Annotated in this window: 10 protein-coding genes; 5 read left to right on the top strand and 5 right to left on the bottom strand. The window is 72.4% G+C overall.

The features are described from left to right. On the top strand, window positions 1-960 hold a 960-nt coding region (gene ribD, locus FV230_RS03785), incomplete at its 5' end, for a bifunctional diaminohydroxyphosphoribosylaminopyrimidine deaminase/5-amino-6-(5-phosphoribosylamino)uracil reductase RibD (RefSeq protein ID WP_281408249.1). A 3-nt stretch (window positions 961-963) separates the two neighbouring features. Continuing rightward, window positions 964-1,593 carry a riboflavin synthase gene (locus FV230_RS03780; protein WP_147841314.1) on the top strand — a complete coding sequence of 210 codons (630 nt, stop codon included), beginning with the start codon at window positions 964-966 and terminating at the stop codon, window positions 1,591-1,593. 329 nt (window positions 1,594-1,922) lie between these two features. Here the strand turns inward: FV230_RS03780 and FV230_RS03775 are convergent, their stop codons facing one another. From FV230_RS03775 to FV230_RS03760, 4 genes are all read right to left on the bottom strand, one after another. Continuing rightward, on the bottom strand, window positions 1,923-2,345 hold the full coding sequence (locus FV230_RS03775; RefSeq protein WP_147841313.1) for a PaaI family thioesterase: 423 nt from the start codon (window positions 2,343-2,345) through the stop codon (window positions 1,923-1,925). Window positions 2,346-2,403: 58 nt separating this feature from the next. Continuing rightward, a complete protein-coding gene (locus FV230_RS03770; RefSeq protein ID WP_147841312.1) occupies window positions 2,404-3,348 on the bottom strand; it encodes a prephenate/arogenate dehydrogenase family protein in 945 nt (314 codons plus the stop codon). After that, window positions 3,341-4,456, bottom strand: coding sequence for a histidinol-phosphate transaminase (locus FV230_RS03765; protein ID WP_147841311.1), 1,116 nt, complete (start codon window positions 4,454-4,456; stop codon window positions 3,341-3,343). The genes FV230_RS03770 and FV230_RS03765 overlap by 8 nt, the downstream gene beginning before the upstream one ends. Before the next feature lie 100 nt (window positions 4,457-4,556). After that, window positions 4,557-5,435 carry a chorismate mutase gene (locus FV230_RS03760; RefSeq protein WP_147727141.1) on the bottom strand — a complete coding sequence of 293 codons (879 nt, stop codon included), beginning with the start codon at window positions 5,433-5,435 and terminating at the stop codon, window positions 4,557-4,559. Between the two features lie 241 nt (window positions 5,436-5,676). Between FV230_RS03760 and FV230_RS03755 the strand changes: the two genes are divergently transcribed. The 3 genes from FV230_RS03755 (at window position 5,677) to FV230_RS03745 (ending at window position 9,460) form a co-directional block, all read left to right on the top strand. Further along, window positions 5,677-6,882, top strand: coding sequence for a homoserine O-acetyltransferase (locus FV230_RS03755; RefSeq protein ID WP_187274668.1), 1,206 nt, complete (start codon window positions 5,677-5,679; stop codon window positions 6,880-6,882). Then, complete coding sequence (gene metW, locus FV230_RS03750; RefSeq protein WP_147727140.1) at window positions 6,879-7,589, top strand: methionine biosynthesis protein MetW; 711 nt, start codon at window positions 6,879-6,881, stop codon at window positions 7,587-7,589. Before FV230_RS03755 ends, metW begins: the two co-directional genes overlap by 4 nt. A gap of 179 nt (window positions 7,590-7,768) precedes the next feature. Beyond that, a complete protein-coding gene (locus FV230_RS03745; RefSeq protein ID WP_147841310.1) occupies window positions 7,769-9,460 on the top strand; it encodes a HAMP domain-containing methyl-accepting chemotaxis protein in 1,692 nt (563 codons plus the stop codon). An 87-nt stretch (window positions 9,461-9,547) separates the two neighbouring features. Here FV230_RS03745 and FV230_RS03740 read toward each other — a convergent pair whose 3' ends face one another. Continuing rightward, window positions 9,548-10,549: an alpha/beta fold hydrolase gene (locus FV230_RS03740; RefSeq protein WP_147841318.1), complete on the bottom strand. Its 1,002-nt coding sequence runs from the start codon at window positions 10,547-10,549 to the stop codon at window positions 9,548-9,550. Window positions 10,550-10,578: the final 29 nt, after the last annotated feature.

Here is a 10,578-nt window from a genome sequence, read left to right as displayed (position 1 = left end):
GCCGGCATCGGCGAGCCCCTGGCGCTCGCCGATGCCGGCGCGGCGGCCCGGGGCGCGACCCTCTACGTCACGCTGGAGCCGTGCTCGCATCACGGCCGCACGCCGCCCTGCACCGACGCGATCGTCGCGGCAGGCATCGCGCGGGTCGTTAGCGCGATGGAGGATCCCGACACGCGGGTCTCCGGCCGCGGCCACGCGCTCCTGCGGGCGGCCGGCATCCGGGTCGAGACCGGGCTGCTGGGCACCGAGGCCCGGCGCGACCATGCCGGGCACGTGGCGCGGATCACCCACGGGCGGCCCCACCTCCACCTCAAGCTCGCCCGGACGCGGGACGGGTTCGCCGCCGCCTCCGACACGGCGCGCCTGCGCATCACCGGCGCGATCGCCGACGGCGCGGTGCACCTGTGGCGGGCCCATGCCGACGCGATCCTGATCGGCATCGGCACGGCGCGCGCCGACGACCCTTCGCTCACCGTGCGCCTGCCCGGCCTCGGCGGTCGCTCGCCGCTGCGGGTGGTGCTGGATTCGCAGCTGCGGCTGTCGCCGTCGAGCGTGCTCGTGCGCGGCGCCCACGACGTCCCGACGCTGGTCGTGACGACGCGGAGCGCCCCGGCCCATGCCAAGCGGATGCTCGAATCGCTCGGCGTCGCGGTGGTGCGCGTCGCCGCCGACGCGCGCGGGCGGGTCGACCTGCACGCGGCGCTGGCGATGCTCGGCGAGCGCGGATTGACGCGGCTCTGCAGCGAGGGCGGCCCTCACCTTGCCGACGCGCTGACCGAGGCCGATCTCGTGGATTCCTGCACCCTGATCACCGGGCCCGGCACCTGCGGTCCGCAGGGCGGCCTGCCGGCGGTCGGCCCGCATCTCGGGCAGGCGCTGGAGAGCGGACGGTTCCGGATCGCCCAGTCCCTCGACCTCGGGGCGGACCGGGCCGTGACCTACGAACGGAGTGAGGCTTAAGCGATGTTCACGGGTCTCGTCAGCGACGTCGGAACGGTGCTCTCGGTCTCGGGCGATGCACGGATGCGCCGCCTCACGATCCGCGCCGCCTACGATGCGGCCACGATCGCGCTCGGCGCCTCGATCGCCTGCTCCGGCCCTTGCCTCACGGCGGTGTTGATCGAGCCGGCCGAGGGCGGCTGCGTCTTCGCGGTGGACGCCGCCGCCGAGACGCTGGCGCTGACCACGGTCGGCGGGTGGGAGGCCGGCACCCGAATCAACCTGGAGCGCTCGCTGAAGATCGGCGACGAGCTCGGCGGCCACCTCGTCACCGGCCACGTCGACGGCGTCGCCGAGATCCTCGCCCGCGAGACCGTCACCGCCGGCGCCTGGGGCGCGAGCGAACGGTTCACCCTGCGGGCGCCCGCCGGGGTCGCCCACTTCATCGCCAAGAAGGGCTCGGTCTGCCTCGACGGCACGTCGCTGACCGTCAACGCGGTCGAGGGCGACACCTTCTCGGTCCTGCTGATCCCGCACACGCTGGAGGTCACCACCTGGGGCGAGCGCCGCGCCGGCGACCGGCTGAACCTCGAGGTCGACCTGATCGCGCGCTACGCGGCGCGGCTCGCGGAGGGCCGCGAAAGCGCGGCGTAAGCCTCGTTCCGAACGAGCGGATCAAGCTCTCCGCCGCCTACCTGAACACCGCCGCGGGCGGCCTGTTCACCGCGGGCGTGGTCGCGGCGCTCGTTGCGACCGTCTTCGGGGTTTCGGGACGGTCCAACCTGTCGGCGTTGACGCTGTCGGGAGGCATCGCGATCTTCTTCCTTGCGAGCATCGCCCTCCACGGGTGCGCGCGCATCATTCGTGGAAGGCTGCAGCCATGGCCGACATTCAGATCGTGGCCTTCGTCGTCGCGCCGCTGATGGCGGTCGCCGTCGGCTTCGGCGTCATGCTGTGGTCCCGCTACGCGGATCGGTAGGCCCTCACCGCGGCGGGATCGAGTACGTGCCGTTCGCCTGGGCGACGAGGTCGTCCGAGCCCGGCGCCGTGATCCGCACCTCGCCGACGGCGAGGCGCCGGCCGAGCTTCAGCAGCGTCACGTCGGCGATCAGCACCAGCCCCGCGGGCTTGCGCAGGAAGTTGAAGGTCAGGCTCGTGGTCACCGCGAGCGCCACCGGGCCGATCTGGGCGAGGATGGCCGCGTAGAACGCATAGTCGGCCAGCGCCATCATCGACGGGCCGGACAGCGTGCCGCCCGGGCGCAGGAAGCGCGCGTCGCCGTCGAGCCGCATCCGCGCGGTCAGCGGGCCGACGGCCTCCAGGCAGTAGGCGCGCCCGCCCGCCTGCATCTGCGGGAACTCCCGGTCGAGGAAGTCGCGGGTCTCGGCAAGCGTCATCACGGTCATGACGGCCGTTCCAGCATGGCGGCGCGCCGGCGGCAAGGCGGGCGACCGGGATCGCGGGTCACCCCGCCTTGGGAACGCCCTCGGCCGCGCGCGCGCGGCCGAAATCGGCCTCGGCCGTCTCCTGCCCCTGCGCGACGATGCCCCGGCGGATCGCGCGGGTGCGGGTGAACAGGTCGTGCAGGGCCGCGCCGTCGCCGTAGCGGATCGCGCGGGTCAGCACCGAGAGGTCCTCGCTGAAGCGCCCGAGCATCTCCAGCACCGCCTCGCGGTTGCTCAGGAAGATGTCGCGCCACATCGTCGGGTCCGAGGAGGCGATGCGGGTGAAGTCGCGGAAGCCGCCAGCCGAGAACTTCATCACCTCGGACTGCGTCACCTGCTCGAGGTCGGCGGCGGTGCCGACGATGTTGTAGGCGATCAGGTGCGGCACGTGGCTGGTGATGGCGAGCACGAGGTCGTGGTGCTCCGGCGTCATCGTCTCGACGACGGCGCCGAGCCCCTGCCACAGCGCGCGCACCCGCGCGACGGCGGCCTCGGGCGCGTCCTCCGGCGGGGTCAGGATGCACCAGCGGCCGGAGAACAGCGTCGAGAACCCGGCATCCGGCCCGGAATACTCGGTGCCGGCCACCGGATGGCCGGGCACGAACACGATGCCGTCGGGCAGGTGCGGGGTGACGGCCGCGACGACCGACGCCTTCACCGAGCCGACGTCCGAGACGACGGCACCCGGCTTCAGGTGCGGTGCCATCGCGGCGGCGACCGGGCCGATGGCGCCGACGGGCACGCACAGGATTACGAGGTCGGCCAGCGCCGCGCCCGCGGCGGCATCGCCGGTGACGTCGTCGGCGATGCCGAGATCGAGCACCCGCGCGCGGACGGCGGCGTCCGCGTCGATCGCGACGATGCGCTCGGCCAGCCCGTAGCGGCGGGCGCCGCGGGCGATCGACGAGCCGATCAGGCCGAGGCCGACGATGGCGAGGCAGTCGAGCGGCGCGGCCTCAGGCATGGTCGCCTCGGACGAAGGCGCCGAGCGCGCCGAGGAAGGCCTCGTTGCTCTCGATGCTGCCGATCGTCACGCGGAGCGCATTCGGCAGCCCGTAGGCCGCCACCCGGCGCACGATCACCCCGCGCCCGGTCAGGAAGGCGTCGGCGTCGGCCGCCGTGCGGCCGGGCACGTCGGGAAAGTGCACGAGCATGAAGTTCGCCACGCTCGGCGTCACGGTCAGGCCGAGCGCGCGGGCGCCCGCGATCATCCGCGGCAGCCATTCGGCGTTGTGGGCGGCGGCCGTCGCGGCGTGCGCCTCGTCGGCGAGCGCCGCCGCCCCGGCCGCCATGCCGGCGGTGGACAGGTTGAACGGCCCGCGGATGCGGTTGACCGCGTCCATCACGTGGGCCGGCCCGACCATCCAGCCGACGCGCAGGGCGGCGAGCCCGTGGATCTTCGAGAAGGTGCGGGTCATCACGACGTTGTCGGCGTCGCGCGCGAGCTCGAGCCCGGCCGCGTAGTCGTCCGCCTGGACGTACTCGGCGTAGGCGCCGTCGAGGACCAGCAGCACGTCGCCCGGCAGGCCGGCATGCAGGCGCCGCACCTCGGCCAGCGGCAGGTAGGTGCCGGTCGGGTTGTTGGGGTTGGCGACGTAGACGATCTTCGTCCGCGGGGTCACGGCGGCGAGGATCGCGTCGACGTCGGCGGTGAGGTCGCGCTCGGGAGCGACCACGGCGGTGCCGCCCGCCGCCAGGATGGCGATGCGGTAGACCAGGAACCCGTGCTCGCAGAAGACGCCCTCGTCACCGGGGCCGATATAGGCGTAGGCGAGCAGCGAGAGCAGCTCGTCCGAGCCCGCGCCGCAGACGACGCGGCCCGCGTCGATGCCGTAGCGCGCCGCGATGGCGGTCCGCAGCAGCGTGGAGGTGCCGTCGGGATAGTTCTCGAGCTTGGCCGTGGCCGCCTGCATCGCCGCCATCGCCGCCGGGCTCGGGCCGAGCGGCGTCTCGTTCGACGACAGCTTGTGGATCTTGGCGTGACCCGGCGCCCCGCTCTTGCCGGGCACGTAGGGGTCGATCGCCAGGACGCCCGGACGGGGCACCGGGCGGAGACGGGGAGAGGCGGACATTGGTGTTCGCAGCCTGCAGAAGAAACGCGGGTGGCGCCCGTCTACAGCATTTCGCGCCGCGATGAAGCGGGGCACGACCGGATCGGGCGCCCGGCGGCCCTCACACCCGGAACCGCGCCGCGTGGCTGCCGGTCTCGTCGAGGCTCGATACCGCCGCGCCCGCCCCATCCAGGGCCTCGGCGAGCTGGCGCGTGCCGACGCCGCCCGGCACCGCCAGCAGCAGGCGCTCGACCTCGCCCTTGGGCTTGGCCCGCGCCACCACCTCGCCGTAGAGCCCCTGCACGGCGCGCTCGGCCTCCTCCGTCCAGGCGCCGCAACGCACCGCCCACAGCACCCAGTCGCGCTGCGCCGCCGCCGGATCGTCGAGGGGCTTGGCCACCACGAAGACCGGCGTGCCGGCCGGGTGGGCCGGCCGCTCGATGAAGGGCAGCCGGGCGATCACCTTCGGCCGGCCCGCGCCGATCAGGCCCTCCCACCAGGCCTCTCCCTTCGCCGCCCCCTTCGCGGGCACCTGGGCGGCGCGCGGGTCGAAGCGGAAGATGCCGAGGTCGCCGCGCGAGGCCGCCACCGCCTCGATCACCGCCGCGCAGGTCGGGTGGGGCCGGTAGGGCACGGTGAAGCCGAAGTGGAAGCGGGCGGAGTCGCGCATCGCCGGATCGCCGGCGGAGATGTCGGCATGCACCGAGAACGGCGCCTGGACGTAGGTGAACGTCGCGATGATGACCCGCCAGATCCCCTCGACGGTGTCGAGCGGCAGCAGCCCGCGGTGGCGCTCGGCGACGCGCCGCATCATCGCGGCCTCGCGACCGGGACGGAAGGCGGAGCCCGAGGCCGAGGTGCCCTTCACCGCGATCAGCCGGTCGATGATCCCGCCGCGCTGGATCAGCAGCGCGTGCATCTCGGCGTCGATCCGATCGATCTCGGCCCGGAGGGCGGCGAGGTCTTCCATCGGCGGCGCGGCTCGTTTGGGGAAGCGCATGGTTCGACAAGCTGAGGACGGGGCTGCTCGCGCGTGTTTACGGCCCGCCGCGCCGAAGGGCCAGCGCAGCAGGGCCGTGCGATCGACAACGGAGGGCGGATGAACGGCCTTCCGGCGGCCCCTTTCGTTGACGCTCGGCGGCGGGCACACTACGTCCGGTGCAGCGGCGGGCGCGGGAAGCGGGCGGCCTCGCGATTCCTTCGGCCCCTTCGGCGCGCGAGAAGCCGTTTCCAGACGCCTCATGGACAATCCCCTCGATACGGCCGTCACGGCCGCCTCCGCGACGGAGCCCGAGATCCGCAGCCGCGAGCCGTCGCAGGCGCGCGACCCGGCGGGGCTCGTCGCGCGGTTCGAGGCCGGGCAGCCGCTGACCATGGATTCGGGCGCCGCGCTCGCGCCGTTCCAGGTCGCCTACCAGACCGCCGGCACCCTCAACGCCGCGCGCACCAACGCGGTGCTGATCTGCCACGCGCTCACCGGCGACCAGCACTTCGCCCACCCCCATCCCGTCACCGGCAAGCCCGGCTGGTGGACGACGCTGGTCGGCCCGGGCAAGCCGATCGACACCGACCGCTACTTCGTCGTCTGCTCCAACGTGATCGGCTCGTGCATGGGCTCGACCGGCCCGGCCTCGATCGACCCCGCGACGGGCTCGGCCTACGGGCTCGACTTCCCGCTGGTCACGATCCGCGACATGGTCCGCGCCCAGGCGATGCTGCTCGACCATCTCGGCATCGCGGACCTGTTCCTGTGCATCGGCGGCTCGATGGGCGGGATGCAGGTGCTGCAATGGGCCTCGCTCTACCCTGAGCGCGTGTTCGCGGCGATGCCGATCGCCACGGGCGCGCGCCATTCGGCGCAGAACATCGCCTTTCACGAGGTCGGCCGGCAGGCGATCATGGCCGACCCCGCCTGGGCCGACGGTCGCTATCTCGAGGCCGGCACGCGCCCCTCGAAGGGCCTCGGCGTCGCGCGGATGGGCGCGCACATCACCTACCTGTCCGAGCCGGCCTTGCACCGGAAGTTCGGGCGGCGCTTCCAGGGCGGCTCGGCGCCGACCTTCTCGTTCAACGCCGACTTCCAGATCGAGAGCTACCTGCGCCACCAGGGCCTGAGCTTCGTCGAGCGGTTCGACGCCAACGCCTACCTCTACCTGACGCGGGCGATGGACTACTTCGACCTCGCCGCCGACCACGGCGGCGTGCTCGCCAACGCCTTCAAGGGCACGAAGACGCGGTTCTGCGTGATCTCGTTCACCTCCGACTGGCTGTTCCCCACGGCCGATTCCCGGGCGATCGTACACGCGCTGAACGCAGCCTCGGCCCCGGTCGCCTTCGTCGAGGTCGAGAGCGACAAGGGCCACGACGCGTTCCTCCTCGACGAGCCGACGCTGTTCTCGGCGGCCCGCGGGTTCATCGACGCGGCCGCCCGGGCGCGCGGGCTGTGAGCGGGCGCGAGGACCTGTCCTTCGGCGACGCCGCCTCCGGCACGCCCTGGGAGGCGGCGGACGACCTGCCGCGCACGCCTGAATCCGGCGGCGCCCGCGTCGACCACCTCGTGGTCCTCGGGCTGGTGCCGCCCGGCGCGCGCGTCCTCGACATCGGCTGCGGCGACGGCTCGCTGCTGGCGCTGCTGCGCGACCGGCGCGGCGTCGACGGACGCGGCATCGAGCTGTCGCGCGAGGGCGTGAACGCCTGCCTCGCCCGCGGCCTGCCGGTGATCCAGGGCGACGCCGACACCGACCTCGAGAACTACCCCGACGACGCGTTCGACGTGGTGGTCCTGTCCCAGACCATCCAGGCGACGCGCAACCCGCGCATCGTGCTGGAGCACCTGCTTCGCATCGGCCGGCAGGTGGTGATCTCGTTCCCGAACTTCGGTCATTGGCGGGTGCGGGCCGAGCTCGCCTTCCGCGGGCGGATGCCGATCACCGAGATCCTGCCGGAAGCCTGGTACGAGACGCCGAACATCCACCACTGCACCATGCGCGACTTCGTCGAGCTGTGCCGGGCGGTCGACGCCCACATCGAGAAGGCGGCGGCGCTCGACGCGCGCGGACGGCCGATGCGCTTCTCGATGCCGTGGTGGTTCTGGAACCTGATCGGCGCGCAGGGGGTGTTCCTGCTCAGGCGGGGCCGCCTCGGAGCCGGCTGATCGGTCGACCGCGCCGGGCGGCATCGAGCCGATGCGGACATCGATCGCGTCGATCGTGCATCTTCTCACGAACCCGTGAGCATTCGTAAGCCCGCCTCAAGATCTGCAGAAGTATTGGTTAACCGCGATTTAAGCGATCTCGGGCGATCTTCGGCTGTCCAACGTGATCGGATAGATCGATGCTCCGTCTTTCAAACATCAAAATCCTGCCGAAGCTCATTGCCGTGATCGCATCGATCGCCGTCGTCGTCGGTGGGTGCGTCTGGTATGCGCAGGCGCGCATGACCACGATCGACGACGCCTACAGCCTCCTGATCGTCCACGAGGCGAAAGGCGTCGCGAGCGTGCGCCGGGCAAACGGCCTGATGTTCGAGCTCAACTACTGGGTCTACCGCATCATCGCCGAGACCGACGAGGCCCAGATCAAGAGCGCCAATGCGGGCTTCGAGGCGGTGCTGCCCAACATGCGGCAGGCGCTGGCCGACCTCCGCGAGCAGGCGCCTGCCTTCGGCGCGCGCGTCGAGGCGCAGAACGCCCGGGTCGACCGGTTCCTCAAGGACGTGACCGAGGTGCGCAGGCTCGGGACCGCGAACGAGAACGCGGACGCCATAGCCCTCGTGCACCGCGCCATCGATCCGACCTTCGCCACCATGACGGACGAAGGCAGCAGGCTCGCGCACGACATTGCCGCCTATATGGAGCATCAGTCCGACGTTCTGACCGATCAGACGAATGCGACGCGCTACACCCTGACGGCGCTGGCCGCTCTCGGCCTCCTGGTCGGCCTCGTCGCCGCGACCCTGGTGTCGATCGTCGGCATCACGCGTCCGCTGGGTCGGCTGGTCGTCGTCCTCCGGCGTATGGAAAACGGCGAGATCGATGCGCAGATCGCCGAGGCGCGCCGCGGCGACGAGGTCGGCTCCGTCGGCCGGGCCGTCGAAGGCATCACGGCCATGGTTGCCCGGAAGGCCGCCGAGCAGGCGGAGATCAAGGGCATCGCCGACGCGGCGGCGGCCTCCGAGCGCAAGCGCGTCATGACGGAGCTGGCCGACGGGTTCGAACGGGCGGTCGGCGGCATCGTCGGCATGGTGTCCTCCTCCGCCACCGAGCTGCAGGCCACCGCCCAGACGATGACCGCGACCGCCCGGGAGACGGCCAGCCAATCGTCCACCGTGGCGGCCGCCGCCGAGGAGGCGGCCTCCAACGTGAATACCGTGGCGGCGGCGGCGGAAGAGCTCGGCTCGTCGGTCCAGGAGATCGGGCGGCAGGTCTCCGGCTCGGCCGACCTCGCGCAGACGGCGGTCTCCGAAGCGGAGCAGACCGGACGCCTGGTTCACGAACTGAGCCAGGCGGCCGCCAAGATCGGCGACGTGGTGGGGCTGATCTCGAACATCGCCGGGCAGACCAACCTGCTGGCGCTCAACGCCACCATCGAGGCGGCGCGCGCCGGCGAGGCCGGGCGCGGCTTCGCGGTGGTCGCCGCCGAGGTGAAGGAGCTTGCCAACCAGACGGCCAGCGCCACCGCCGAGATCGGAAGCCAGATCGCGCAGATCCAGACCTCGACGCAAGGGGCGGTGCAGGCGATCGGGACCATCTCGACGCGCATCCGTGAGATCGACGCGGTCGCCGCGTCGATCGCGGCGGCGGTGGAGGAGCAGGGTGCGGCGACCCAGGAGATCGTGCGCAACGTCGCGCAGGCCTCCGCCGGCACGAGCGAGGTCACCGGCAACATCGCCGGCGTCGCGCAGGCTTCGGAGGAGACCGGCGCCGCGGCCGCGCAGGTGCTGGCCTCGGCGTCCGAACTGTCGCGTCAGTCGGAGCATCTGGGCGCGGAGGTCACCCGCTTCCTCGCCACCGTTCGTGCCGCCTGAGCCGCCGGGCTTTCCGGGGCGGCTCCGAGGCCGGGCATCGTGCCCGGCCTTCCTCCGTTCGCGGGCCTCCGCCGCGACACCGGGCGGTCAATGCCCGTCGAGGAACTCCAGCATCGCGGCGTCGAAGCGGTCGGTCGCCTCCATGTGGACGAGGTGGCCGATGCCCGCGAACACGATCGCCCGGCCGTTCGGCATCTTCGCGGCCAGCGCCGTCGCGTTGTCGGCGTTGCGGCCCATCCTCGCGGCGAGGTCCGGCGGGGCGTAGGGCTTGCCCGGCGCGTTGTGGTCGGCGCCGCCCATGACGAACAGGGTCGGCATCGGGAGCAGCGGGATCTCGTGCACCACCGGCTGGCCCCAGATCATGGTGTAGGAGTTCACGAACGATTGCAGCCAGCGCGGATACTCGCCCGCTCCCTTCACCCGCTCGCGCACCTCGACGAACGGCTCGATCGCCGATTCCGGCAGCGAGAGCGCGTAGCTGGTCATCAGCTGCCGGCGGTAGGCGGCCGCCGTGAGCTCGCCCTCGCGCTTGAGCAGGATGTCGTTGGCGACGGGCGGCACGCTGAAGCGGTAATCCTCCAGGCCGAGCGGCGCCTCGAGGACGAGGCTGTTGACCCGGTCGGGGGCGTTGCGTGCCAACCGCACGGCCAGCATCCCGCCCATCGAGTGGGCGACCACGTCGACCCGGCGTAGGGCCAGGTGATCGAGCAGCGCGACGGTGTCGGCGGCCATCGCGTCGAAGGTGAACGGGCCGATGGGCTTCGAGGACTTGCCGAAGCCGAGCTGGTCGGGCGCGACCACGCGGTAGCCCGCGCCCGTCAGCGCCGCGACGACCGGCGCCCAGTAGCTCGCCGGGAAGTTGCGGCCGTGCAGCAGCAGCGCCGTGCGGCCGTTGGCCGTGCCGGTCGGCGCCACGTCCATGTAGGCGAGGCGCTGGGCCTCGCCGTCGCGCGACAGCGCGAGGAAGCGCACCGGATACGGGTAGGCGAAGCCTTCCAGGCCGATCCCGAGCGGCGGTGCCTCCTGCGCCGGCGTCGCCATCGGCATCAGCGGCAATAGGGCGAGCAGCAGGGCGGTGGTCCGCGTCATCGTCGGCATCGGGGCGTCATCCGTCGGAT

This window comes from Methylobacterium sp. WL6, assembly GCF_008040095.1.
Classification (GTDB): Bacteria; Pseudomonadota; Alphaproteobacteria; order Rhizobiales; family Beijerinckiaceae; genus Methylobacterium.
The sequence above is the reverse complement of the archived record's forward strand: the minus strand, read 5'-3'. Positions and strand labels throughout refer to the sequence as shown.